A 25,167-nucleotide genomic window follows, 5' to 3' on the forward strand; every position below is an offset into this window, starting at 1 on the left:
CGTTCGTCCTGAGCCAGGATCAAACTCTCCATAAAAGTAGTTTGATTGGCTTAAATAGTTAAATCGTTTTTGACTCGCCAATCCGAGTAAAAAACGTGAATTGACCACAGGCTATTTTGTTTAGTTTTCAAGGTTCAAAATGTGTGTCGTGTTTTGACGACGAAATTAAATTTATCACAGCAACAAACCATTGTCAATAAGTTTTGAGCAACTTTTTAAATTGATTTTGATTTGTTTTTTGATGTGTCGTTTTTGACGACAAAAGTTATATTATCACAGAGGTATGTGCATGACAATATGTAATTTTTGATTTTATTAATTGAAAATTTTCTTATAATTATTAAGCAGTTAGATCACTTAACATTTGGGAAGTTTTTTCTTGGTATGTAACGAACACAGGTTGAATGACTAGCCAGTCTTTTAAATATATTAAAAAGTAAAGTGTATCTTTCCTTTATGGCTTCTTTAACCTGACCATCCATGTTTTCATAATTAAAGTCAAAGATCAGTTCATCCATTTCTCTTTTCAACAAATACTCTAACTCTTTTTGTTCTTGTTCTTTAATCATTAATCCTAACAACTCATTCACACCCTAACACTACGATTTTTAACAACTTATTTGTAACTTGTCCTTCTAAAATAGATAGTTATTGCATAACATTAATTGAGCTCTTTTATTGCTGCGTATTTATCAATATAAGCAGTTACTCAGTTTCATATACATTTCACTAGAAAATATGAAGCAAAGGTTGGGTGAAATATGTTTTTTGCATTAAATTGGACAAGTTGGAAAAAGTGGGTATTCATTGGGTTACTAATAGGCATTGTTTATTTCTCTTACCAGCTTTCATCAATATACGTGTTAGAGCCACAATCACAAGTTCAGTATGCAGGAGGAATAAGTAAAGCTGTAAAAGATGAAAAGGAAGTCGCTCTGACTGTAAACGTTTCATGGGGTGATGATGTCATCATAGATATTTTAGATGTATTAAGAGAAGAAAAGGTTAAAGCAACTTTTTTCATAAATGGTGAATGGGCGTTAAGAAATGAAGAAGTAGCAAAATTAATTATTGAAGAAAATCACGAGGTTGGTTTGTTAGGTTTTTATGATGAACCTTACAGAAACTTACCTCAAGAGAAGATTACTGAGGATATAAAAAATGGAGAATCAACATTAAAACGGTTGGATTATGAGCCACTTACATTAGTTCGACCTCCAGAAAACCAATACAACAAGGATGTTGTAAAGCACATTAACAATTTAGGGTACAGAACTGTTTTTTGGAGTGTTTATGCTCATATTCAGCAAAGTACAGATGCAAACCAAAAAGCAAAAAGCATATCGGGTGAATTATCGAAAGGTGATATTGTCTTATTTAGTGCGCAGGATCATTTAACGGCAACACCTAAAGTTATAAAGAACATTATTAAGGCAAAAAAAGGTGAGGATTTTAAATTTGTCACGGTCACGGAATTGTTATCACCTGCAAAAATTAAACTCAATCCAATCAATTAAAGGGCAGCAAAAGCTACCCTTTTTTTATTTGCTTAGATTGATGTTCAGACGGTCCTTCATTAAATCCTACTATCTTATGAAGGGTTAAAAGCTGATAAGTATTGACAGCTAATAATGGTACAATCATTAGCATAATCCATTCACGTTCATCTATTCTTAAAGCCGGAATCCACTCAACCGTTGTCACTACAATCATAAAAAACAAGGCTGGCAAAAATGCTCTAGGGTGTGTTTCCTTAGCTTTAACCTTCGCAACCGCATATGAATAAATGAGTAACATCGCTGGCACTACTATATATGGAAATAAACTGCCTGGGTCTTCTGCCCTTGTATACCTAAAATAAACAAGATCAAATAGTACGAATAAAATAAGAACTACCTGTACATGATTCCAAAAGTAACCAAAAAAGCCACGTCCAAATTGATGGACGGTTAAATAAGCAAAGAAGCCCATTTGACTAATAACACTATATACTAAACCCCATCCGATAAACCATAAGATCGCGCCAAGTAAATTCCAGAGATCTATTTGCTCTAAATAAGGTGTATAGGCATGTGTTTGTACAAAAAAACTTGTTATAACTGTTGTGACAGCCCCTATAACAAGTGATACTAAAAAGAATTTTAACCACTTACGTATTGTCACAATCTTTCCCCCTAAATCTTATCCTTACCATAACGTATTTTATCACTAATTGCCTTTTATTGCTTGCTTCAATTGTGTATATTTTTTCACATCCATCTAATATTAACAAGTAAGTAACTCTTTTAAAAGGAGTCATTATGATGAAATTTTTTCACTTTATATTAGTGTTCACCATATTATTAGTCGGGTGCAGTCAAGGACAAGGCAATTCACAGCAAAGCCCTGAGTATGAGGCCACTAAAAAGATGGTTGTTGATATATTAAAGACAGATGACGGAAAGAAGGCCGTCAAAGAAATCTTGTCTGAAGAAGAGATGAAGCAGCAGCTTGTTCTCAATTCAGACCTAGTTAAACAGAGCGTTGAACAAAGTGTCACAAGTAAAAAAGGTAAAGAGTTTTTCAAAAAATTATTTGAAGACCCTTCTTTCGTTAAAGCCTATGTTGAAGCAACAAAAGAAGCTGACCAAAAATTAATGAAAGGCTTGATGAATGATTCAACGTATCAAGCACAAATGATTCAGCTATTTCAAAATGAAGAGATGCAGAAAATGATTCAGTCCGCCTTAAAAAGTCAACAATTCAAGTCTTATTTAGAAGATACGATTCAAGAAACTTTAAGCAGTCCTTTATTTAAAGCTCAAATGCAAGAAGTATTATTAAAAGCTGCAGAAGAAGCTAAGAAATCACAAGAGGGACAAAGCCAAGATCAAGGCCAACAGCAACAAAGCGGCGGGGGCGGCGACAGTGGTGGCGGCGGCCAACAAGAAGGCCAAAGTAGTGGCGGCTCAAGCAGTTAGTATTTTATGTATCAAAAAAAGTCTGTCCGAACTCAGGTCGGACAGACTTTCATTATTTACTGCGCTTAATTAATTTGTTTGCAACACTTAAGAAGATTTTCCCTGTTGGATGATCCTCTTGATAAACCCCAGGTGCAAATACATCTTCATCATCATAAGGTTGTTGTAATGGAAGCCTACCTAATACTTCAGTATCTAACACTTCAGCAAGTTTGTCGCCTCCACCTTCACCAAAGACATACTCACGCTGACCTGTGATGGCACTTTCAAAATAAGACATGTTTTCAACAATACCAATAATATCATGATCAGCCTTTAGCGCCATCTGGCCGGCACGCGCTGCAACAAACGCTGCCGTTGGGTGAGGCGTTGTGACGATTACTTGTTTAGATGAAGGTAGCAGTTCTTGTACATCTAAAGCGATATCACCAGTCCCTGGTGGCAGATCTAATAATAGATAGTCTAGATCACCCCATTCAACTTCTTTAAAGAAACTCGTTAACATTTTTCCAAGCATAGGACCTCTCCATATAATTGGTGAGTTGTCTTCAACAAAGAAGCCCATTGAGATGACTTGTACACCAAAGCGTTCTACGGGAATAATTTTCTCACCGCGAACTTGCGGGCGATTTTCAATTCCCATCATATCCGGAACACTGAATCCATAAATATCAGCATCGACAATACCAACTTTTTTACCTAAACGGGCTAACGCTACAGCAAGGTTAACCGTAACAGTAGATTTACCAACGCCACCTTTACCACTCGCAATAGAAATAAATTTAGTTCCTGTTTGTCCAATGAGATTTGCTTCTTTTTCTTCATTAGCTGCACTCACGTACTCTTCACGTTTCTCTTCAGGAAGTTCAGTAAAGCGAAGACCTACTGTTGCAACACCTTCCTTTTTAAGCATTCCAACGATTTCTTGTTGAAGCTGCATTTGCTCAGCAGAGTTAGGCTCAGCTAGTGCAATTTTCACACTTACATGGTTCTTATCTTCTTTAACTTTTATATTCTCAATTGCTCCGGTTTCCTCAAATGTTTTATGTATATGAGGGTCCTTTACAGGTTGGAGCAACTCTCTAACACGCTCTTCTGTAATCAACAACGACACCTTCCTTTGAGTTTGCAAAATTTTATGCTAAATAAAACTCGTCCATAAGACGAGTTTCCTAACTTCCATTGCCTAGTATAACATAAAATAACTAAACTCTCAGTTAACTTGATTCCCTGCTTCTTGTCCCCCTTGTACGTACTCAATAATTCCTTGATACACTGAAAAAGCAAGCTCTCTTTGGTAATCTTCTGTTAACAACCTCTCGCGTTCAGATGCGTTTGATAAGAAACCTAGTTCAACTAACGCTCCAGTTGTTTCTGCCCGTTTCAATATATAAATATTAGAAGTTGAAAAAGCACTCCTATTTGTATTCGTCGTTTCTCTTATACGTTCTTGGATTGACTTTGCTAAAACCTCGTTATCTTCACCTGGATAATAAAAAGACTGCCCACCTTTCCATTTTTCATTTGTCATGGAATTAAGGTGTAAACTAATAAAGATGTCAGCATTTTTGTCTTGAATAAAATTAACCCTTCTTCTTATATCATATGCTTTCCGTTTGGAATAACCTTTCATATCTTTAGGAGCTAAATCATAATCTTTATCCCTAGTTAAATGAACCTCTGCTCCTGCAGCTAATAAATAATCCTTTAAATATAACGTTGTATTTAGAACAATCGATTTTTCTTTCACATCACCATAATCTGTCCCGCCATCAACACCACCGTGCCCTGGATCTAACACGATGACTTGTCCGGCTAAAGGCATCGTAACGTCACTCGGATTAGAATCTGGATCCGGAAGGGGCAACTTTAATAAATTGTATAATAGAATAAATGCTAATACCCAAAGTAATATGTATATGATTTTTTTCATCTTCAAACCTCCTCGTCTAACTATATGGACAAGGAACTCAAAATATGATTTAGTGTTTCAAATTCTCATAAAAAGGGTATGAATCATTAAATCTTTTTTAATTTTGTTAACTTAGAATGAACATCCTCGAAATAGCTCTCATTTTTATCCGTTCAAATGTATAAATCATATTTGAATTTTTAAAAAATTAATAATAAAGTAATTTATGTACAAAAATACAATAGGGGGTTTTGAGTAAGTGGACGATGACTCTAATATTATTCTCCTCTACAAAGATTATTTGTGATGTATAAATTAAATTCTATAAATAAAAATACTATTTACGAGTGAGGAGATCTATAAATGAAAACGAGAGATTTATTGAAAAATCCTGTATTTTCAATTTCAGCATTTGTGGTTGGAATTTTAGTTATATTAGGTGCCATTAATCCAAAAGGTTTTAGCAACGTAGCAGGCGTTTTGTATGAGTTCACGACATATAATTTTGGTTGGCTATACTTAATTGCAGTCTTTATTTTTACAATATTCTTGCTGGTTCTAGCCTTTACGAAATACGGTCGTATTCGTTTAGGTGGAGATAAAGAGAAACCCGAATTTCCTTTTTACACTTGGATCGGTATGCTGTTCTCAGCAGGTTTAGGTGTAGGGTTAGTATTCTGGGGGGTTGCAGAACCATTAAGTCACTATTTCAACTCACCGTTTACTGATATCCCCGACAAAACGGAAGAATCCGCACGTGTTGCGATGAGTTACGCCTTTTTCCACTGGGGCGCTAGTCAGTGGTCGATCTTCGCCATCGTTGGTTTAGTGATTGCTTACTTGCAGTACCGTAAAAAACAAGATGGCCTTGTATCTACTGCGCTTGAACCAATTACAGGTAAAAATACAACTATAAAAAACACGATTGATTCACTTTCAGTGATTGCAACAGTGATGGGAATTGCGACATCTATTGGACTCGGTGTTATGCAGATGAACGGCGGGTTAAACGCCGTGTTTGGTGTACCTAATGCCGGTTGGATGCAATTACTCATTATTGCAGGTGTATTCGTTGCTTACATGATTTCTTCCACGACAGGCTTGCACAAAGGAATCAAGTATTTAAGTAATGTAAACATGACGCTTGTCTTACTGCTATTAATATTTGTGTTTTTCGCAGGACCAACTTTATTTATCTTAAATACTTTTACAGTAGGGCTTGGAGATTATTTAGCCAACTTCGTATCTTATAGTCTAAGGTTGACTCCTTATGAGGGAGGTACATGGGCTATTGATTGGACGATTTTCTATTGGGCCTGGGTAATTGCTTGGTCACCATTTGTTGGTGCCTTCGTAGCTCGAATATCAAGAGGACGTTCAATCCGTGAGTTCGTATTTGGTGTTATGATTGTACCACCATTAATTTCTTGTTTATGGTTTGCTTCATTTGGCGGAACAGCACTATACAGTGACTTAAACAATGGAACAGCAATCGCAGAAGCAGTTGATGCCGATGTTACCGTTGCACTATTTGAGTTGTTTAACATCTTACCGTTATCAACGATCATGTCACTACTTGCTATTTTATTAATTGCAACGTTCTTGATTACATCAGCCGATTCAGCAGCTTATATTCTTGGTAGTATGACTTCTCGCGGAAGCTTAGATCCTAGCATGACAGCTAAAATGGTATGGGGTGTATTAATTTCTGCTATTGCAGGGGTTCTACTATTTGCTGGAGGCCTTGAGGCGCTGCAGACTGCGTCACTTGTTGCAGCCTTACCATTTACTATCCTGATGCTAACGATGGTATTTGCGATCGTTAAGCTGGTGCGGACAGATATTGTGCCGATTACCAATCGAGACATGAAACGATATAAACGCATGAGAGAACGTTACGAAGCACAAGAGTTAGAAAATAATGATGAAGATCAAAACAAATAATTAAAGTTTAAAGCCGAGCTTAAGGTCGTTTTTCCTAAGGCTCGGCTTTTATATTTCGGCTCTGCAATATTTGTTGTGGTGTAGGTTATTTTCTAATAATTTGATAAAGATACTTGGGTTAACCAACTAAATTAGAAGTAAATGTTCGATCATCCCAACATTTGCTTAAAACTTTTTAAACTTCACCGCATGAATCTCTAACCACTAACTGATGAGGAATCGTAATTCTCCTCGGCAATAAGTCAGGCTGTTCAATTTGATCAAATAGACACTGGCCCGCTTCATAGCCTAATTTAAATATATTAATATCAACGGACGTTAATGAAGGGTTCGCTAGTTGAGAAAAAATGACGTTATTAAAGCTTACAATCGAAATATCCTTTTTAACCTTTTGGCCCATCTGTTCAAGTGTATTAACGATTCCGAATGCCATCACATCATCAGTAACCACAAGTCCTGTAGGTGGTTCATCAAGAAGCATTAATTCGTTAACGGCATCACGTCCACCTTCTCTTAAAAATTCGTGGTGGACGATATATTCATCTTTCTGTTCTATACCCGCATCTTTTAAAGCTTTAAAATACCCATTCATTCGATCAACAGTCACTACTAGTTCCATTCCACCACCGACAAATGCGATTCGCTTATGCCCAAGGCGAATCAAGTGCATGGTGGCTTCATATGCAGCTTTTATATTGTCATTATCTACAAAAGAAATGTTCGTTTCATGTTGATCTGGTTTACCGATAATCGTAAACGGAAAATTACGTTCTAATAAATAATCATGCATCGGATCATTCACTTTTGATGCTAGCAAAATTAATCCATCAACTCTCCGGCCCTGGACGATATCACAAACACCTTGGGCTATTTCTTCCTCAGAGTTGCCCGTTGTCATGTAAATACCATAGTTTTTATCATGGGAGATCGTGCTTATGCCTCGAATGACTTCAGGGAAGAAAGGGTTTTGAAAGACTTTGTCACCTGAACTCGGCATCACAAGTCCAATGGTTTGTGTACTTTTACTAACTAAACTTCTAGCTGTGTAATTCGGGTGATAACCTAATTGATCCATCGCTTCACGCACTATTTCCTTTGTACGCGGTGTAATTTTAGGATTATTCGCAATGACACGTGACACGGTTGATGGTGACACGTTAGCTAGTTTAGCCACATCTTTAATCGTTGGTGTCATGACTCTTTCTCCCCTCTATGCTCTTATCTACCATGATTTATTAAAAGATAATGTTCCATTACGTTCTTCAAAATCAACTTTTTGCCCATTATATACTAACTGAACATCTGAAGAAATACCATGGACCACATACGTAATATCTTTCCACTTTGGTTGGTACTGTTGATTGTTTACAGTAGTGTCAACACTCACGTTACCATCCTCATGATTAACTGTTATATTTAACGAAAAATAATCGTCCTGCTCATAATTAAATGTTTCACCATCATCATCATAAAGATCATAAGATGTCGAAGCTTCATCTGGATAAATATGAATCGTCATATGGTCGACCTCGTGGGCTGTCGATGGTTTCACATTTGCCTCAGGTAAGATCGTGCCGCTTTTCACATAGATCGGTAAATGATCTAATTCTGCATGAGCAATGATTCTCTTGCCGCCTTCTAGCTTGTCGCCTGTCCAGTAATCGTACCAAACACCTTCTGGTAAATAGACCATCCGATCGTTTACACCTGGTCTTAAGACCGGAGCAATCATGACATTTGAGCCAATTAAGAATTGATCAAATAACTGGTAAGTCTCTTCATCATTCGGATATTCCATGAAGAGAGGGCGCATGACCGGAACCCCTGTCTCAGATGCATCTTTAAATAATTTGTACAAGTGCGGTAGCCACTTATAACGTAGCTGAATATATTTTTTAATTACCTCTTCATACTTCTCACCAAATTGCCATGGTTCTTGATAGACGAATTCAATGGCACTATGGTTTCGGAAAAATGGGGTAAAAGCACCGAATTGCGTCCAGCGCGCTAATAATTCTCCGTTTGAATCGTGCGCAAACCCTCCGACATCAGGCCCTGAATAAGCAACGCCTGAGAGCCCTAGATTTAAACACATCGGAATAGCCATCTCTAAATGCTCCCAGAAGCTACGGTTATCCCCCGTCCACACAGCAGCGTACTTCTGAACACCGGCATAACCCGCACGAGTTAGTAAGAACGGACGCTTTCCATTTAATAAATCTTTCATTCCTTCATAGGTTGCTTCTCCCATTAAATACCCGTAGACATTATGTAGCTCACGGTGCGTTTTAGGATCTCCGTCGTTATCATGCATAACCTCAACATCCATTGTTTTTGTTTCATTAAAGACGGCAGGTTCATTCATGTCATTCCAGATTCCTTCAATGCCTTTATCTGTATAGAATTCGTGCTTTTTCCCCCACCATTTGCGAGCCTGTTCTTTTGTGAAGTCAGGAAAAGCACTCTTACCAGGCCAGACGTCCCCAAAGAAAATGTTTCCTTCTATATACTTACAGAATAAATCGTTCGTCACACCCTCTTGGTATATAGGATATTCTGCATCCACTTTGACACCTGGGTCGACAATAGGAACAATTCGAATTCCTTTCTCCTTCATGTCAGAAATTAATTTTTCTGGATTAGGGAAACGACTACCGTCAAACGTGAACACACGATATCCATTCATATAATGAATATCAAGGTGAATCGCATCGACTGGAATGTCTTTTTCACTAAACGTTTTAATAAGTTCTCTTACTTCTTCTTCTGTTTCATAACTATAACGAGACTGATGGTAGCCTAATCCCCACTTAGGTGGTAAAGGCATTCTTCCAGTCAAGGACGTATACTGCTCCATCACGTGTTTAGGTGACGGACCAGCGCAAATATAGTAATCTAGCTGACCACCTTCAGCTTTAAAGCTATAATAATCTGTTTGGTCAACTCTCATATCAAAAGTTGATTTAAACGTATTATCAAAGAAAATACCAGATGTTTGGCCATCTCTTAATGTCATAAAAAAAGGAATGGATTCGTAAAGTGGATCAGTTTCAGGGTTGTGAGGAGCATAGACATCCGTATTCCACATCGTATATTTTTCTCCTCGTTTATCTAGAAAACCTGTCTTTTCCCCAAATCCATAATAATGGTCATTCGCAAATGCTTCCTTATAACAAATGACATGCCCTTCACGATTGAAAGCCATCCCTTGCTTACCTTCAGAAACAATTGACTGACCCTCAGCATCATAAACATTAATGCGTAATGGACTTTTTTGCACTTCCACTTTCATTTTCTGAGTTGATAGAAAGATTTCCTCATCATGTTCTTCGACCTTCACATCCACATCCTGTGGTTTTAATTCGAGTGTATAGCTCCCACCAAGTTCAGGTTCGTTGTATGGGTTCATGACCACTCGAACAATGTCATTTCGGTAAAATAACACACTTATATGAGCACGTTCAGTTTTAAATGAATAAAAATAATTGCTTTGATTAAATTCAACTAAACTTCCAATGTCTTGGAATGTCGAATCGTTTGATGTTTTTTGTTTGCCTGGATGTATTGCAAAGCTTGTATCCTGCATGTCCTCACCTACTCTATGAAAATACTATATCGATGTTACTTCTGTTCAAAATGATCAATCCCGGATATAACCGGGATTAGGAAAGCTATTCGATTATCCCTTTGTACCACCAGATGTTAATCCTGAAATGAGATAACGTTGTAATGATAGGAATAAAATCGAAATTGGAATAGCAATTAAGACCGCGCCCGCCGCGAACTTAGTAAATTCAGCCCCAAAGTTATTCGCTACTAAATCATACAGCCCAACAGCTAGAGTGTAATTTTCCTTACTTCTTAGGATGACTCGAGCTAAGATAAAGTCCGTAAATGGTGTAATAAACGCAAATAACGCAATAACAGCTAGGATTGGCTTAACTAATGGAAGGATAATTGTCCAAAAGATCCTAAAATGACCAGCTCCATCCATTTTCGCTGATTCATCAAGTTCTTTAGGAATCGTTTCGAAGTAACCCTTAGCTAACCAAGTATTCATTGGTAGCAAACCACCAACATAGATCAAAATAAGTGCGATATGTGTATCAATAAGTCCTGTAATAACAGCAAGCACATAAATCGCAATTAAGGCTGCAAAGTTCGGAATCATTTGAAGGATTAAAAACGTCATTAATCCATATTTACGTCCAATAAAACGATATCTAGAGAACGAGTATGCCATGAACGCAATCATCACAACCGTTATAATCATCGTTAATAAACAAATTTTAAGTGTATTCCAGTACCAAATTAAGTAATCGCTTTTCTCGGTATTAAATAATTCTTTATAATGTTTAAACGTCGCATCTTCAGGAATCATGCTCGACCCTGATAAACTATTTCCTGGATTTAATGATGACCCAAAAATCCATAGAACAGGGTATAATATGATTAATGTCGTAATCCCAATAGCAAAGTAGGTTAACGTTAATCTAATCATCTTTTGAGTTTTCATATTCATATTACATCATATCCTCTTCTTGGAATGATTTCGTTCTTCTAAACTGCCAAATTGCTACCGTAATAACAACGAGTGATAACATCATGGTGATAGCGGCAGCTTTCCCATACTGGCCAACTTCTAACGTCAATTTGTATATCCAGGAGATTAGAATGTCGGTAGATCCAGCTCCATTTTGTCCAGCTACAGCTGGGTCACCCCCGTTAAATAGGAAAATAACGTTAAAGTTGTTAAAGTTAAATGTATATTGAGTGATCATAATAGGTGCTGTTGCGTACATGACAATTGGAAATGTGATCGTCTTAAATTTCTGCCACATCGATGCCCCATCAACAGTCGCAGCTTCGTACAATTCATTCGGAATAGACTGTAAGACCCCAGTCACCATAACGAAAATAAACGGGAAACCTAACCAAGACTGAATCATAATAAGTGCGAATTTTGTCCAGAATGCATCTGTCATCCATGAAATTGGGTCAATACCCAAAAATGCTAGAATATCGTTATTAATCGTACCAAAGGTATTATTAAACATACCTGCAAACACCAAGATAGACACGAATGCAGGAACTGCCCAAGGTAAGATAAAAATGGTACGAATGATTTTCTTAAACTTTAAATCCTTTTGATTAACTAATACAGCTAGGAAAATACCTACAGCAATCTGCAGAGTTGTTGCGGCAAACGTCCAAATAATCGTCCATTTAAATACATTAAAAAATGTATTTCTCCACGTGTCCATTTGGAAGATCTCAATATAGTTTTGAAATCCAACCCAATCAACTAAGCTAGCAGGCGGCGTGTTATTAATGCTATAGTTTGTAAATGATAGCAATATAACAAATAGGATCGGGAAAATAACAACAAAGATTAATAGAAAGAATCCTGGTGATAGCATTAAATAAGGAAAACCTGTGTCGATCAAATTCTGGTATTGCTTTCGGACCGAGTTTCTTTCTAAACCAAGATCACGCCTCTTACCGTTTTTATAAGCATCAACTAAATTCATAATGTAAATGGTGATACCTATAGCAATGACTAATAGAGCGATAATCCCTTGTACAAGTAGGAAGATTGAGTGGTCTTCCATTGGAATCTCACCTAAAGTCACAATTCCCCACAACCCGATATCAATTAAATCCCAAAAAGCAGAAAGAAAAATAACTGTTAAAAACAGATAAGCGAATCCTCTAATATACTGCTTATTATAAAATTGGCCGGCTCCCGGTATAACAGATAAGTACATGGCTAATTTTCTATGATTCGTTCTAGCTTCTGATATGTCCATAATAGATACTCCCTTTCCAACTCATCATAGAGGGAAAATCAAAACTTAATTCGCTAAAAAGTTATGTATAAATGAACGGGCAGCACAACTGTACCGCCCATTCTTTTTATTATTCACTCTTACTTGCTTCAATGTTTTCTTTAATTGCTTTTACCGCATCATCTAACGCTGGTTTAGGCTCTTGCTCACCCATAGCAATTAACTGTAACGCTTGTGCCATTGGTTCCCAAACCTGACCCATTTCAGGAATGTTTGGCATCGGCACACCACGTTGTGACTGAACAGCTACTGCTTTTGCCACCTCATCATCAGCAATAATTGGATCCTCAATAAGTGACTTTACAGGTGGAATTTCAGCTGTAACTTCAAAACGTTTCTTAGAGTTTTCTTCATTAGCTAAGAATGTGATTAACTTAGTTGCCCACTCTTTGTTTTCTGAGTGGTTACTAACGTTCCAAGATTTTACCCCAACGAATGTTTGTGCATATTCGCCATTTGGTAGCTTAGGCATTGGCGCTGCACCAAAGTCAATACCAGCATCTTTCATGCCTTGAACTGACCAAGGACCATCCATCTTAGAAGCGACTCTACCATCTTCAAAAAGACCTGTTAATGTAGAGCCACCACTCTCCCCAATGATTCCTTCTGGGAATAGACCTTCTTCATACCATTTTTGAATGTATTCTGCACCTTCTACAGCACCTTCATTGTTAAGGCCGATGTCCGACGAATCTAGTGTTCCTCCATTATCCTTGAATACGTATCCATCATAAGTTGCTAGAATTCCATGTGCGAAATAATAGTTATCCCAAAGTGCTAAAAATCCGTATTTTTCTCCATCATTAAATTCTTTAGAGAATTCATATAGCTCTTCAAACGTTTCAGGAGCTTCATCTAAATGCTCTTTATTGTACAAGAAGATTGGTGTTTCAGTTGCTTTTGGTAAGCCGTAAACCTCACCTTCAAACGTTACCGCTTGTAATGCAGAATCAGTATAAATATCTAAAACTGACTGATCAACTTCAAGTGGTGCAATACTTCCCTCTGAAGCTAGCTGACCGATTTGATCGTGCGGAATTGTGATAACATCTGGGCCTGTACCTGCAGGACCATCTAAGCGTAGCTGTTCTTTTTGCTTAGTCGCCATCTCTAATTCCTCTACAACAACTTCAATTCCGTGCTCTTCTTCAAAAGCGGCTACAGCATCTTCAATACCTACTGACTTCTTCTCATCTGCCCAAACTTTAAGCTGTTCAGGTTTATCCGCTTCTCCTTCACCTTCAGAAGCTTCTTCATTGGTTTCACTACCTGTTTCTTCTGACTGACCTTCTTCCTGACCTTCAGAAGATTCACGGTCTGGCCCGCACGCTGCTAGCACTAACATAAGTGAAGCGAGCAAAGCCATAAACAAAAATAGACTCTTCTTCATAAATATAAATCCCCCTTAATATTGATAAAAAATGAGTTACGCAATCGTTTGCATTACTCTAAGATAGGAAAGCGATTTCAATTGTATGTTTATGTAATGAAAACGTTTGCACAATTTAAGTATATTATAATCAATTAATCTACAAAATTGCAAGACTATTTTCCAAATTATATTCTTCCTTACTTCTATTAGACGGGCTGTGTACCTGAACCTGAAAGGTTTTTATAAGAATAAAAAAGATTTCAGAAAATAAAAATTTTCTTGCGGCCATGTTTGATTTATGACATGATGAGTTCAAGTGAAAACGATTGCACAAATATTGTTGGAAGGAGTCAAAATATGTTTAAAGAAGCGATTGATCATCGGCCTAAAAATAACTACGCATACCCTTACGATGATGAGACTTTACATATAAAATTACGTTCCAAAAAGAATGACCTTAATAGTGTCACACTCATATACGGAGACCCATTCGACTGGTCAAACGAAGAACCGATCCTCTATGAGTCCAATATGCAAGTGGTTTATCAAGATGAACTTTACGATTACTGGTTTACCTCTATTAAAACGATTAATAGACGTACACATTATGTTTTCTCATTAAAAGATGATGAAAACAGTGATTCTATTATTTATAGTGAACGTGGTTATTTTAAAGAAGTACCTAAGCAATGTCCGCCTTGCTTTTTTAAAGTGCCATTTTTAAATCCAATTGATGTCTTCAAGGCACCTAAGTGGGTTAAAGATACGGTTTGGTATCAGATATTTCCCGAACGCTTTGCTAATGGTGACCATTCGAATGACCCAGAAGGAACGCTAAAATGGGGTAGCAAAGACCCATCACCATCCAATTTTTTTGGCGGAGACTTCCAAGGGGTGATCGATCACCTTGACTATTTAGAGGAACTAGGTATTACTGGTATCTACTTCACGCCCATATTTAAAGCCACATCAAATCATAAATATGACACCATAGATTATTTTGAAATTGATCCGCAATTTGGGGATAAAGAAACATTCCGTGAACTAATTCAAAAGTGTCATGAACGGGGTATACGTGTCATGCTTGATGCCGTATTTAATCATAGCGGTTACTATTTTGAACCTTTTCAAGACGTACTTAAACACGGTGAAAAATCGAAATATAAAGATTGGTTTCATATAAAAGAATTTCCGTTACAGTTTGAACCTCGTCCTAATTATGATACGTTTGGCTTTGTACCTGAAATGCCAAAACTAAATACAGAGAATGCTGCAGTTAAACAATATCTACTAGATGTCGCAAAATATTGGATCGAGGAATTTGATATCGATGGTTGGCGTTTAGATGTCGCAAATGAAATCGATCATCATTTTTGGCGTGAGTTTAGACAGGAAGTTAAGACTGTGAAAGATGACGTTTATATTCTGGGTGAAATCTGGCATGATTCAATGCCTTGGCTTCAAGGGGATCAATTCGATGCCGTCATGAATTACCCCTTTACAGAAGCTACGCTTAACTTTTTTGCCCGTCGAACGATTCATTCAAAACAATTTTCACATCAAATAAATCAAGTCTTAGCAGCTTATCCTGAAAGTGTTAATGAAGTCGCGTTCAACTTACTAGGTAGCCATGACACACCTCGTGTTTTAACGCAAACTAAAGGTGATAAGAATTTGGCTAAGCTCATGTACGTCTTCCAATTAACGTTTATCGGAACACCATGTATTTATTACGGCGATGAAATTGCTATGACAGGTGGAGAAGACCCTGGCTGCCGTAAATGTATGGTTTGGGATGAAGACAAACAAGATCAAGACATGTTGTTATTCTTTAAAAAGATGATTGAATTAAGACACCAGGAACCTCTTTTACGCGGTGAAGGTCAGTTTAGTTTCATAGAAGCGAATGACGAACAAAACTATGTCATTTACGAACGAAAAAATGAGAATGAAACCATTCTTGTTGCACTCAATAATAGTAGCCAAACTCAACAAATAGAGTTACCAAAAAACTATCATCATGCTATAGATTTGTGGACAGAAAAAAAGATAGACTACACTATGAATTTAGATGCATTTGGTTTTAAAGTGCTAAAAGCGTAGTATAACTCTATTTTTGCCTCCTAACGTATGTTAGTGAGGCTTTTTTAAAGGAAATAAAAAATCCTACTGAAAATTCAGCAGGATTATCGTTGATTACTTTTCGGATCAAAGGCATCTCTTAACCCGTCACCTATAAAGTTAATCGCTAAAACCGTAATTAAAATGCACAATCCTGGTGGAATCCAGGTATACCAGTGCTGCCTTAGAATTCGAACACTTAACGCTTCATTAAGCATATTACCCCAGGTTGGTTGAGGCTGCGGAATCCCCATACCGATAAAGCTCAATCCCGCTTCTGCTATAATCATAATCGCAACCATAAGTGTCGCATTAACTACAATAGGCCCAATCGCATTTGGAATCATATGTCTAAACACAATCCGTCTATCAGATGACCCGATTGCTTTCGCTCCTAAAACAAATTCTTGTTCACGTAATGATAAAAACGAACCTCTAACAATCCTAGTTAATGTTGGCCAGCTCACTAAAGCAATAATTGCCACAAACAGAGTGACGGTAATATTTTCAACTAAAGACATAATAGTTAAGGCTAATACAAGGAAAGGGAGTGCTAAAATGAGATCCGTAAACCTCATAATAAACGCATCCACTAAACCACCATAGTATCCTGATAAAGAGCCTAATATAACACCAATTAATACTGTAAAGAACATGGCACTAAAACCAACAATTAATGATACTCTTGAACCATACAGTAAACGTGACCAGTTATCTCGTCCGGATCCGTCTGTACCTAGAATGTGTTCATCACTCGGAGGTTGTTCAACCATTAACATATTTGTTTCAGTAGGATTGTGATCCGTTAATAATGGTGCTGAGAAAGACATCGCAAGTATAATTACCATCGTAAGCACACCAAGAACTGCTAGCTTGTTTTTCATAAAACGTCTTAAAGCTAATTGATAAGGGCTTTTACTTTTAGTTTCTTCATGCTCAGAGTATTCTGGGTTTGAGTTAGGTGTTTTCAGCGTTTCCATTTCCATGTCATTCACCTCTAATCATAACGAATTCTCGGATCGACGATGCTATAGAATATATCCGCAAGTAAATTTCCAACTAATATGAATACACCAAAAATAAGGGTCAGTGCCATAACAATCGGATAATCACGGTTAATAATGGCATCTAAAAATAACGTTCCGAGACCAGGATAATTGAATACTCTCTCAGTGATAACGGCCCCTCCAACTAATACACCAAATTCAAATCCCATAAGTGTGATAATCGGGATTAACGCATTTCTTAAAGTATGCTTGTATAATACATTGCGGTCGGCCATTCCTTTCGCCTTAGCTGTTCGAATATAGTCACTTCCTAAAACATCTAAGACCTCTGACCTCATATAGCGCATGTATGTAGCCGTACTAGCAAGCCCAAGTGTGATACCAGGTAAAAACATGTGATGCAAACGATCCAAAAATTCTTTTAAACCTGACACTTCATTCCCACTAACCGTTCCTTGCGCGGGGAACCAACCAAATTGAATGGATAAAAAATAAATGGCTAACAATCCAAAGAAGAAGTTTGGTATAGCTAAACCAATAAAACCAAATCCAGTTGCTGCATAATCTAGTAATGAATAGGGATTTCTAGCAGAATAAATCCCTATAGGTATTGCGACAATTATAGTAAAGAACAAAGCAACTAATCCAAGATAAATTGTATTCCAGAACCTTGCACTAATTAAATCCATCACTGGCCTACCATTATAGACAATCGATTCTCCAAAATCCCCTTGCACAGCCTTACCAATCCAGCGTGCATATTGAACAGGTACTGGATCATTTAACCCAAGCGCTTCTTTCCGATCCTCATATACTTGCCTGTCAACATTAGGGTCAAGCATAGTTGTAAAGGGATCTCCAGGGGCTGCTTTGGCTAGTGCAAACACAATGATGGATAGTGCAAATAACATCGGTATGAATACTAATATTCTACGAATGATATACTTATACATATTATTCCTCCCTGTTCAAAAAAGGGGATGGGTATGTGACATAATAGTGTTCACATACCCAAAAGCCATTAACCATTACTGAGCGTCATCAACCCACCATAAGTGCGGATCATTAATCATGCTATATGGTAATGGTTCAATACCATTAAGACGTTTATTAAATGCGTAAATCTTGTTTTGAGCGTAAAGTAGGACAGCTGGTAAATCTGTCGCAAATAGCTCTTGCCACTCTTGATATGTTTTCTTTCGGAACTCTTGATCAAATGCATCCGGAGCTTCTAACGCTTTAAAGATAAGCTCATCAGATTCAGGGTTATTCCAGCGAGAAATATTGTAAGCTGCTTCAATATTCCATAATCCACTTGGATCTGGATCTCCACTACCTAATGACCAACCTAGTAAATAAAGGTCAACTCCATTATTCGTATCTTTCGTCATAATATCATTGATATATGCTGACATTTCTTTTGGCTGTTGCAAGTTAACTTTAATACCAACAGCTTCTAAGTTCTCTTGAATAACTGGTGCAGAACGCTCACGAATTTTGTTTCCAGTAGGGTAAGCTAATTCAAGTACCCACTCTTCGCCATCTGGGTTCTCGCGGAAACCATCATCATTCGTATCCACATAACCAGCTTCATCTAATAAAGCTTCTGCCTCTTCAGTGCTGTGTTCATACTGAGGTACATCCTCTGTATAAGCCCAGAACTGCTGTGCAATTGGAGCATTAATTACACTTCCGCGTCCATATAATAGACCTTCAACTAAACCTGGGCGATCAATTGCATAAGCAATAGCTTGACGTACCTTTTGATCTGCTACATCAGGATTTTCCTCCCAGTTATCAGGGTTAATAGCTCCTGATTCAACATCTTCTTTTGTACGGTAGTTAAGCTTGAACCCCATTAACTGATAACCAAAGTCTGTTTGTTCAATCATCTCAACATTCTCATAACCTGCAACCATTTCATAGTCTGCAGCTGGAACACCGTTTGGATCTGCAACGAAATCAATTTCGCCAGTTTCTAATAAACTAGTAATTACCGACTGGTCAACCACCTTCCACGTGATTTGCTCAAGGTAAGGTTTACCTTTCCAATAGTCTTCGTTACGAGTTAACACATACTGCTCACGTTCAACCATATCTGTAAACGCAAATGGACCAGTACCAATAACTTTACCTGGATTTAAAGTCGCTTCATGTGTTGGCATATCAGCGATTGCTACATCAGCAAACACATGCTCAGGAATGATTGGGAATCCTACATAATATAGTGGGTTAACGTTTGGTTCAGCAAATGTGAATTTAACTGTATAATCATCTACAGCTGTTACACCTTCAAACTCTTCAGTCTCACCTGCATTAAACGCTTCATAACCTTTAAGTGGTGTTACATACTCTGTACGAATACCACCTGCTTCAGTATAGCCTGGAGAAGCAATTGATTTGTAAGTGAAGACAACATCATCAGCCGTAAAGTCTTCACCATCATGCCACTTAACGCCTTCTTCTAAGAATAACGTGATTTCAGTCTGATCTTCGTTAATTTCCCAGTCGTGTGCTAATGAAGGGATAAACTCTAAACTATTATTTTGACTAACTAATGCTTCATGAGTAAAGTCTAAAATATTAGCTTCATAAGCCTCTGAATAGAAAATAGGGTTAAACACACCAGCAGGTGCAGTGTCCATCGCACCTACAATTGAACCACCCTCAACAGGACCTTCCTGCTCGGTCTCCTCTTCTTCCTCTTCTTGCTCGTTATTCTCTTCTTGTTCCTCAGTTCCCGGATCCTCTTCCGCACCAGGATCTTCCCCACTTTCACTATTACAAGCTGCTAATAGAAAAGCAAATAACGTTAAAACCAACAACACATACCAAAACTTTTTGTTTAACAAAACGTAATCCCCCTTTGGTTTTAGTTAGAGAAAACAAAATGAAACTAAGATTATGCAGCTAGGCTCATCACCTCCTAAAATATAGACAAAGGCATCACTCATCATATAAATGACAAGCTACATAATGCCCATCTTTAACTTCTTGAAGTTCGGGTCTTTCTTCAGCACACCTTTCATGCGCCATTGGACACCGAGTTCTAAACGCACACCCGCTAGGTGGGTTTGATGGACTAGGCAAATCTCCATCTAAGTGAACTGAATCTCTTTCACGATCGACATCGGTATCTGGAATCGATGATAATAACGCTTGGGTATATGGGTGTAATGGATCCTCATAAATATTCTTTTTCGGTGCAATTTCAGCGAGTCTCCCCAAATACATAACACCGACTCGATCACTAATATGTTTGACCACACTTAAATCGTGTGAAATAAACAAATAGGTTAATCCGAATTCATCTTGCAAATCGGACATTAGATTTAACACCTGAGCTTGGATTGACACGTCCAATGCGGAGACAGCCTCATCTGCGATGACTAGTTTCGGATTAATAGCTAACGCTCTTGCAATACTAATTCGTTGACGCTGACCGCCTGAAAATTCATGCGGATATTTTAAACGGTCACTCGCTCTAAGGCCTACCTTTTCAAGTAACTCCTTAACCTTTTCTTTTCGCTCCTTCTTACTTAACTTGGTCTGAACTAATAATGGCTCTTCAATTAATTGCTCGACACTCATTTTCGTATTTAAAGAAGCAAATGGATCTTGAAATATGATTTGCATATCTTTCCGAAAAGGCCTCATATGCTTATTTCTCAAGTGTGTGATGTCATGATCTTGGAATAATATTTCGCCATCAGTCGGTTCAAGCAATCTTAAAATCATCCTGCCTAAAGTCGATTTGCCTGATCCTGATTCACCAACAATGCCTAGGGTTTCTCCCTTTCTTATATCAAATGTGACTCCATCAACCGCTTTAACATGTCCGACGGTTCGTTTAAGAATTCCGCCCTTAATTGGGAAGTACTTCTTCAAATCTTCAATTTTGACTATTGATTCTTGATCAGTTTGAATGACTTGTTTCTCTTCTATCGCCGCCATGCTTTGCCCCCTCATCTCCTGTGTATAAATAACAACGAACCGATCGTTCAGGCTCTATATCAATCAAATCTGGGTTCTTCTCAAGACATTGCTCCATCACATGAGGGCAACGGCTTGAGAAACGGCACCCTGTGGGAAATTTATGCGCAGGTGGAACGGTTCCTCTAATCGTCCCTAAACGATTCAATTCTTTATGAACACTTGGTAGACTTTCTAATAAACCTTGCGTATAAGGGTGTTTAGGACCTTTGAATAAATCATACTTCGGTGATGTTTCTACTATTTGTCCCCCATACATAACTAGAACGCGATCAGCATACTCAGCGACTACACCTAAATCATGGGTAATAAGTAATAGTCCCATATTAAGTTGCTCTTTCATTTTTGACATTAAATCTAATATTTGAGCTTGGATCGTGACATCAAGTGCCGTAGTTGGTTCATCAGCGATTAATAACTTAGGGTCACACGAAATGGCAATGGCAATCATCGCTCTTTGCCTCATTCCACCAGATAATTGATGAGGGTATTCATCTATTGTCTCTTCAGCCCTAGGAAATCCAACTAATTTCAATAATTCTACGGCTCTTAGACGCGCCTGTTTTTTGCTCATCTTCTTATGTTTTCTAAGAACTTCTATAATTTGATTACCGACCGTATAAACAGGGTTAAGAGCTGTCATTGGTTCTTGGAATATCATCGCTACATCATTGCCTCGAACTTTTGTCATTTGCTTATCTGAAAGATCGAGTAAGTTGCGACCTAATAGACTAATCTCACCATCTACAATCTTTCCAGGTTTGTTAATTAACTGCATAATGGACAGTGACGTAATACTCTTACCACTTCCTGACTCTCCAACTAATGCAACTGTTTCACCAGCTCTCACTGTTAGGTCAACATCATCCACTGCTCTTGCTACTTGGTTATCATCCAAATAGAAATATGTCTTCAAATCTTTCACCTGTAATACTGGTTCGTTTGACACCTAGCAACACCCCATTTTTTAATCCGATCATATGTATTTTTGTTTGTTCTTACTTAAAAAATAGTGCAAAATAATTATTAATTCAGGTAAAATTTATAACCATGCATTAATATAAACAGACTTTCGTAATTTTTTCAATATTGTAAATTTGACTAATTTTCAGATACTTTGTCTTTTTTTGTTGAAAAAAGTCGAAAGTAAGGTCGAATAGCCTAAACAAACTGCTTTTTCGAAGTTCGAATATTACGAAATTAATACATTTCGTTTACAGAAGTAATAAAAAATCCTTAACTCTATAAGATTATGAGTTAAGGATTTTAAACATGCTTATTATTGATTTTTAATTAGTAGATAGATAAAATATGGTGCACCGATTAAAGCAACCACGATTCCTGCTGGGATGGTGCCTATATAAAACGAGATTTGTCCTGGTGTGCCAGCCATAATTAATAGTGTGAAATCTATCAAAGAAATGCTTAATTCTTAAACAGATTATTGGATGATTATGGTACAATTTAGTTAACGAAGCGAAAAGCAGGTGAACGTGATGATCCAACCTAGTCTATTTGAAGCGATGATGAATTATCGCAAAGTCATGCAATCTAGTCTATTCAACCAAGGCACGCAAGCTAGTAATACGAGCAATTTATTTATTCAACTATTCAGTTCATATTTAAGTGGACAACAGAGCCAGTCAGCATTAAATCCACAATTGAATGAATCGCAAACGATGTCTGGATCAAATCAGTTACCTTATACACACAGCACGGTGTCACCTGTTGCACTTAAACAATTAAGCTCTACTCAAGAAGCTAGCGGATTAGATCAATTAATTAATCAAACAGCTGAGAAATATGGTTTAGATTCAAATCTTTTACATAAAGTGATTGAAACAGAATCGAATTATGACCCTAATGCGGTGAGCGGAGCTGGAGCAGCTGGTTTAATGCAGCTCATGCCAGCAACTGCACAAGCATTGGGTGTTAACAATGTATTTGACCCTGCGCAAAACGTTGAGGGTGGGGCTAAGTATTTAAAACAAATGGTCGATCGCTACGGTGGGAATTTGAGTTTAGCACTAGCAGCCTATAATGCAGGTCCAGGCAATGTTGATCAGTACCAAGGCATTCCGCCTTTTGAAGAGACGCAACAATACGTTAGAAAAATATTAGGTTAAATCTGAAAGGCAGGTAATATAAACTCGCCTTTCTTTTTTTTATGTTGAGATTTCCATTGAATAACCTTAGCAGTTTCGATAAAATGAAACAAAATAATCTACTTCTCAACACAGAAAGGATGAAAATAATGGATTTAAGTGTAATTTGGCCCTACCTTGTAAACATTGCACTAGCAATAATTACATTAGTAGTCGGACTAGCCGTAATAAAAATGATTACAAAATTTGTTGGTAAACAAATTGAAAGATCCAAGCTTGATAATAGTTTGAAGCCATTTTTAAAATCTTTAACAAGTGCGATATTGAAAATATTATTAGTGTTATCAGTTGTAAGTATACTAGGTGCAGATATGACGTCATTTGTTGCTGTATTAGCTGCAGCAAGTTTCGCAGTTGGACTAGCCTTTCAAGGGTCACTGTCTAATTTTGCTGGAGGGATCTTACTACTCTCACTTCGTCCATTTAGAGTCGGTGATTACATTGAAGGTAATGGGTATTCAGGCACAGTTGAGGCAATTCAAATTCTTTACACAGAACTTGTAACGCCTGATAATAAAGTCATTTTCGTTCCAAATGGTAACTTATCTAACTCTGGAATTGTTAACTATTCAGCCAAAGACCAACGACGTGTGGATTTCAAATTTGGCGTTGGCTACGAAACTGACACACAACACGTCCTTCGTACGCTACATCAAATCGTCGAAAACCATCCATCTACTTTAGATGACCCAGAACCGTTCGTTCGTTTATCGGCACACGGTGATAGCGCAGTTGAATATACCGTTCGTGTATGGGTTAATGCAGAGGATTTCTGGGATGTTCACTTCGATATCTTAGAACAAGTGAAAACTCGCTTCGATCAAGAGAAAATCTCAATTCCATATCCACAAATGGATGTTCATGTTAACCAATAAGCATTAAACACGAGGTATTAAAGGCCTCGTGTTTTTTATGTTTTTAACTTTTTTCAACAAAAAACTCTCAAACCCGAAGGAATGAGAGTATTGTATACTTGAAAAATTAACGTTTTGAGAACTGTGGTGCACGACGAGCGCCTTTAAGACCGTATTTCTTACGTTCTTTCTCACGTGCGTCACGAGTTAGGAATCCTGCGCGCTTTAATGTTGGGCGATAATCAGGATCTGCTTCTAGTAGTGCACGAGCAACGCCTAAACGAATTGCTCCTGCTTGACCAGTATATCCACCACCGTTAACGTTCACTAGTACATCATAGTTACCAACGTTTTCAGTTGCTTCTAAAGGTTGGTTGATGACTAAGCGTAACGTTTCGTGTGGGAAGTAATCTTTTGCATCTACATCATTAACAATAACTTTTCCGCTTCCAGGAACTAGACGTACACGAGCAACAGAGCTTTTACGACGACCTGTTCCGTAGTATTGTACTTGTGCCAAAGTTCTTTACCTCCTTTTACTTACCCGCGAAGTTCGTAAACTTCTGGATTTTGTGCTTGATGTTTGTGTTCAGGTCCACGGTAAACGTGAAGCTTTTTAGCCATTTTACGACCAAGTTTGTTCTTTGGTAGCATACCTTTAATAGCAATCTCAAGCATTTGCTCAGGGTATTTTGTACGCATTTCGTTTGCTGTACGTTGTTTTAAACCACCAGGATAGTTTGAATGGCGGTAGTAAATTTTATCGTTTAATTTTTTACCAGTTAAATGAACTTTATCTGCATTCACGATAATAACGTGATCACCAGTATCAACGTGTGGTGTGTAAGTTGGTTTGTTTTTACCGCGTAGGATTGTTGCTACTTCTGTAGCCAAACGACCTAACGTTTGTCCTTCCGCATCAACTACATACCATTTACGCTCAACGTTGTTTTCATTAGCCATGAAAGTTGTGCGCATTGTTTTCCCTCC

At 37.6% G+C, this 25,167-nt stretch carries 22 protein-coding genes; 6 read left to right on the forward strand and 16 right to left on the reverse strand.

Translation table 11 applies throughout. The features are described from left to right. Positions 1 to 353: 353 nt before the first annotated feature. A complete protein-coding gene (locus ACFSW4_RS14450; protein ID WP_054753800.1) occupies positions 354 to 581 on the reverse strand; it encodes a hypothetical protein in 228 nt (75 codons plus the stop codon). A gap of 180 nt (positions 582 to 761) precedes the next feature. On the opposite strand from ACFSW4_RS14450, the gene ACFSW4_RS14455 reads away from it, so the two are divergent. Next, positions 762 to 1,517, forward strand: coding sequence for a polysaccharide deacetylase family protein (locus tag ACFSW4_RS14455; RefSeq protein WP_377330163.1), 756 nt, complete (start codon positions 762 to 764; stop codon positions 1,515 to 1,517). 13 nt (positions 1,518 to 1,530) lie between these two features. Here ACFSW4_RS14455 and ACFSW4_RS14460 read toward each other — a convergent pair whose 3' ends face one another. Beyond that, positions 1,531 to 2,163 (reverse strand): KinB-signaling pathway activation protein, encoded by a 633-nt coding sequence (locus ACFSW4_RS14460; protein WP_377330165.1) that lies wholly within the window; start codon positions 2,161 to 2,163, stop codon positions 1,531 to 1,533. Between the two features lie 140 nt (positions 2,164 to 2,303). Between ACFSW4_RS14460 and gerD the strand changes: the two genes are divergently transcribed. Beyond that, positions 2,304 to 2,960: a spore germination lipoprotein GerD gene (gerD, locus tag ACFSW4_RS14465; RefSeq protein ID WP_377330167.1), complete on the forward strand. Its 657-nt coding sequence runs from the start codon at positions 2,304 to 2,306 to the stop codon at positions 2,958 to 2,960. Positions 2,961 to 3,012: 52 nt separating this feature from the next. Here the strand turns inward: gerD and ACFSW4_RS14470 are convergent, their stop codons facing one another. Beyond that, a complete protein-coding gene (locus tag ACFSW4_RS14470) occupies positions 3,013 to 4,065 on the reverse strand; it encodes an Mrp/NBP35 family ATP-binding protein (protein ID WP_054753802.1) in 1,053 nt (350 codons plus the stop codon). Positions 4,066 to 4,173: 108 nt separating this feature from the next. Further along, entirely contained in the window at positions 4,174 to 4,893 is a 720-nt protein-coding gene (locus ACFSW4_RS14475; protein WP_377330169.1) for an N-acetylmuramoyl-L-alanine amidase, read from the reverse strand. A 342-nt stretch (positions 4,894 to 5,235) separates the two neighbouring features. Here ACFSW4_RS14475 and ACFSW4_RS14480 point away from each other — a divergent pair, with 342 nt between their 5' ends. After that, entirely contained in the window at positions 5,236 to 6,816 is a 1,581-nt protein-coding gene (locus ACFSW4_RS14480) for a BCCT family transporter (protein ID WP_377330171.1), read from the forward strand. A 175-nt stretch (positions 6,817 to 6,991) separates the two neighbouring features. Here the strand turns inward: ACFSW4_RS14480 and ACFSW4_RS14485 are convergent, their stop codons facing one another. The 5 genes from ACFSW4_RS14485 to ACFSW4_RS14505 all read right to left on the reverse strand — a co-directional run bounded on the left by ACFSW4_RS14485 (position 6,992) and on the right by ACFSW4_RS14505 (position 14,055). Continuing rightward, positions 6,992 to 8,011, reverse strand: a complete 1,020-nt coding sequence (locus tag ACFSW4_RS14485) for a LacI family DNA-binding transcriptional regulator (RefSeq protein WP_377330173.1) — start codon at positions 8,009 to 8,011, stop codon at positions 6,992 to 6,994. Between the two features lie 27 nt (positions 8,012 to 8,038). Next, positions 8,039 to 10,402, reverse strand: coding sequence for a glycoside hydrolase family 31 protein (locus ACFSW4_RS14490; protein ID WP_377330175.1), 2,364 nt, complete (start codon positions 10,400 to 10,402; stop codon positions 8,039 to 8,041). A 93-nt stretch (positions 10,403 to 10,495) separates the two neighbouring features. After that, entirely contained in the window at positions 10,496 to 11,338 is an 843-nt protein-coding gene (locus ACFSW4_RS14495) for a sugar ABC transporter permease (RefSeq protein ID WP_377330177.1), read from the reverse strand. A 1-nt stretch (position 11,339) separates the two neighbouring features. Continuing rightward, a complete protein-coding gene (locus ACFSW4_RS14500; RefSeq protein WP_377330179.1) occupies positions 11,340 to 12,626 on the reverse strand; it encodes a carbohydrate ABC transporter permease in 1,287 nt (428 codons plus the stop codon). A gap of 109 nt (positions 12,627 to 12,735) precedes the next feature. Continuing rightward, positions 12,736 to 14,055, reverse strand: a complete 1,320-nt coding sequence (locus ACFSW4_RS14505) for an extracellular solute-binding protein (RefSeq protein WP_377330181.1) — start codon at positions 14,053 to 14,055, stop codon at positions 12,736 to 12,738. A gap of 339 nt (positions 14,056 to 14,394) precedes the next feature. On the opposite strand from ACFSW4_RS14505, the gene ACFSW4_RS14510 reads away from it, so the two are divergent. Beyond that, positions 14,395 to 16,140 carry an alpha-glycosidase gene (locus ACFSW4_RS14510; protein ID WP_377330182.1) on the forward strand — a complete coding sequence of 582 codons (1,746 nt, stop codon included), beginning with the start codon at positions 14,395 to 14,397 and terminating at the stop codon, positions 16,138 to 16,140. Between the two features lie 83 nt (positions 16,141 to 16,223). On the opposite strand, the gene opp4C is transcribed toward ACFSW4_RS14510, so the two are convergent. The 5 genes from opp4C to ACFSW4_RS14535 form a co-directional block, all read right to left on the reverse strand. Next, a complete protein-coding gene (gene opp4C / locus ACFSW4_RS14515) occupies positions 16,224 to 17,138 on the reverse strand; it encodes an oligopeptide ABC transporter permease (RefSeq protein ID WP_377330263.1) in 915 nt (304 codons plus the stop codon). 17 nt (positions 17,139 to 17,155) lie between these two features. Then, entirely contained in the window at positions 17,156 to 18,118 is a 963-nt protein-coding gene (locus ACFSW4_RS14520; protein ID WP_377330184.1) for an ABC transporter permease, read from the reverse strand. A gap of 75 nt (positions 18,119 to 18,193) precedes the next feature. Continuing rightward, on the reverse strand, positions 18,194 to 20,017 hold the full coding sequence (locus tag ACFSW4_RS14525; RefSeq protein ID WP_377330186.1) for a peptide-binding protein: 1,824 nt from the start codon (positions 20,015 to 20,017) through the stop codon (positions 18,194 to 18,196). Positions 20,018 to 20,111: 94 nt separating this feature from the next. Continuing rightward, positions 20,112 to 21,119, reverse strand: coding sequence for an ABC transporter ATP-binding protein (locus tag ACFSW4_RS14530; RefSeq protein ID WP_054753806.1), 1,008 nt, complete (start codon positions 21,117 to 21,119; stop codon positions 20,112 to 20,114). Continuing rightward, complete coding sequence (locus tag ACFSW4_RS14535; RefSeq protein ID WP_054753808.1) at positions 21,082 to 22,107, reverse strand: ABC transporter ATP-binding protein; 1,026 nt, start codon at positions 22,105 to 22,107, stop codon at positions 21,082 to 21,084. Before ACFSW4_RS14535 ends, ACFSW4_RS14530 begins: the two co-directional genes overlap by 38 nt. A 547-nt stretch (positions 22,108 to 22,654) precedes the next feature. Between ACFSW4_RS14535 and ACFSW4_RS14540 the strand changes: the two genes are divergently transcribed. After that, positions 22,655 to 23,284, forward strand: a complete 630-nt coding sequence (locus ACFSW4_RS14540) for a lytic transglycosylase domain-containing protein (RefSeq protein ID WP_054753810.1) — start codon at positions 22,655 to 22,657, stop codon at positions 23,282 to 23,284. Positions 23,285 to 23,412: 128 nt separating this feature from the next. Beyond that, positions 23,413 to 24,198 (forward strand): mechanosensitive ion channel family protein, encoded by a 786-nt coding sequence (locus ACFSW4_RS14545; protein ID WP_279401687.1) that lies wholly within the window; start codon positions 23,413 to 23,415, stop codon positions 24,196 to 24,198. A 106-nt stretch (positions 24,199 to 24,304) separates the two neighbouring features. Here ACFSW4_RS14545 and rpsI read toward each other — a convergent pair whose 3' ends face one another. Together rpsI and rplM are read right to left on the reverse strand one after the other, a co-directional pair. Beyond that, complete coding sequence (gene rpsI / locus ACFSW4_RS14550; RefSeq protein WP_054753814.1) at positions 24,305 to 24,697, reverse strand: 30S ribosomal protein S9; 393 nt, start codon at positions 24,695 to 24,697, stop codon at positions 24,305 to 24,307. 20 nt (positions 24,698 to 24,717) lie between these two features. Further along, complete coding sequence (gene rplM / locus ACFSW4_RS14555) at positions 24,718 to 25,155, reverse strand: 50S ribosomal protein L13 (protein ID WP_054753816.1); 438 nt, start codon at positions 25,153 to 25,155, stop codon at positions 24,718 to 24,720. Positions 25,156 to 25,167: the final 12 nt, after the last annotated feature.

The sequence above is a fragment of the Piscibacillus salipiscarius genome (assembly GCF_042685285.1).
Taxonomy (GTDB): domain Bacteria; phylum Bacillota; class Bacilli; order Bacillales; family Alkalibacillaceae; genus Piscibacillus; species Piscibacillus salipiscarius.

Bases quoted from the DNA above. Each gene is read 5' to 3' on its own strand.
- rplM (WP_054753816.1), bottom strand. From the start codon at position 25,155: ATGCGCACAACTTTCATGGCTAATGAAAACAACGTTGAGCGTAAATGG.
- ACFSW4_RS14510 (WP_377330182.1), top strand. From the start codon at position 14,395: ATGTTTAAAGAAGCGATTGATCATCGGCCTAAAAATAACTACGCATAC.
- ACFSW4_RS14505 (WP_377330181.1), bottom strand. From the start codon at position 14,055: ATGAAGAAGAGTCTATTTTTGTTTATGGCTTTGCTCGCTTCACTTATG.
- ACFSW4_RS14520 (WP_377330184.1), bottom strand. From the start codon at position 18,118: ATGTATAAGTATATCATTCGTAGAATATTAGTATTCATACCGATGTTA.
- ACFSW4_RS14455 (WP_377330163.1), top strand. From the start codon at position 762: ATGTTTTTTGCATTAAATTGGACAAGTTGGAAAAAGTGGGTATTCATT.
- ACFSW4_RS14530 (WP_054753806.1), bottom strand. From the start codon at position 21,119: ATGGCGGCGATAGAAGAGAAACAAGTCATTCAAACTGATCAAGAATCA.
- ACFSW4_RS14545 (WP_279401687.1), top strand. From the start codon at position 23,413: ATGGATTTAAGTGTAATTTGGCCCTACCTTGTAAACATTGCACTAGCA.
- gerD (WP_377330167.1), top strand. From the start codon at position 2,304: ATGAAATTTTTTCACTTTATATTAGTGTTCACCATATTATTAGTCGGG.
- ACFSW4_RS14490 (WP_377330175.1), bottom strand. From the start codon at position 10,402: ATGCAGGATACAAGCTTTGCAATACATCCAGGCAAACAAAAAACATCA.
- ACFSW4_RS14480 (WP_377330171.1), top strand. From the start codon at position 5,236: ATGAAAACGAGAGATTTATTGAAAAATCCTGTATTTTCAATTTCAGCA.
- opp4C (WP_377330263.1), bottom strand. From the start codon at position 17,138: ATGGAAACGCTGAAAACACCTAACTCAAACCCAGAATACTCTGAGCAT.
- ACFSW4_RS14475 (WP_377330169.1), bottom strand. From the start codon at position 4,893: ATGAAAAAAATCATATACATATTACTTTGGGTATTAGCATTTATTCTA.
- ACFSW4_RS14485 (WP_377330173.1), bottom strand. From the start codon at position 8,011: ATGACACCAACGATTAAAGATGTGGCTAAACTAGCTAACGTGTCACCA.
- ACFSW4_RS14500 (WP_377330179.1), bottom strand. From the start codon at position 12,626: ATGGACATATCAGAAGCTAGAACGAATCATAGAAAATTAGCCATGTAC.
- ACFSW4_RS14495 (WP_377330177.1), bottom strand. From the start codon at position 11,338: ATGAATATGAAAACTCAAAAGATGATTAGATTAACGTTAACCTACTTT.
- ACFSW4_RS14540 (WP_054753810.1), top strand. From the start codon at position 22,655: ATGATCCAACCTAGTCTATTTGAAGCGATGATGAATTATCGCAAAGTC.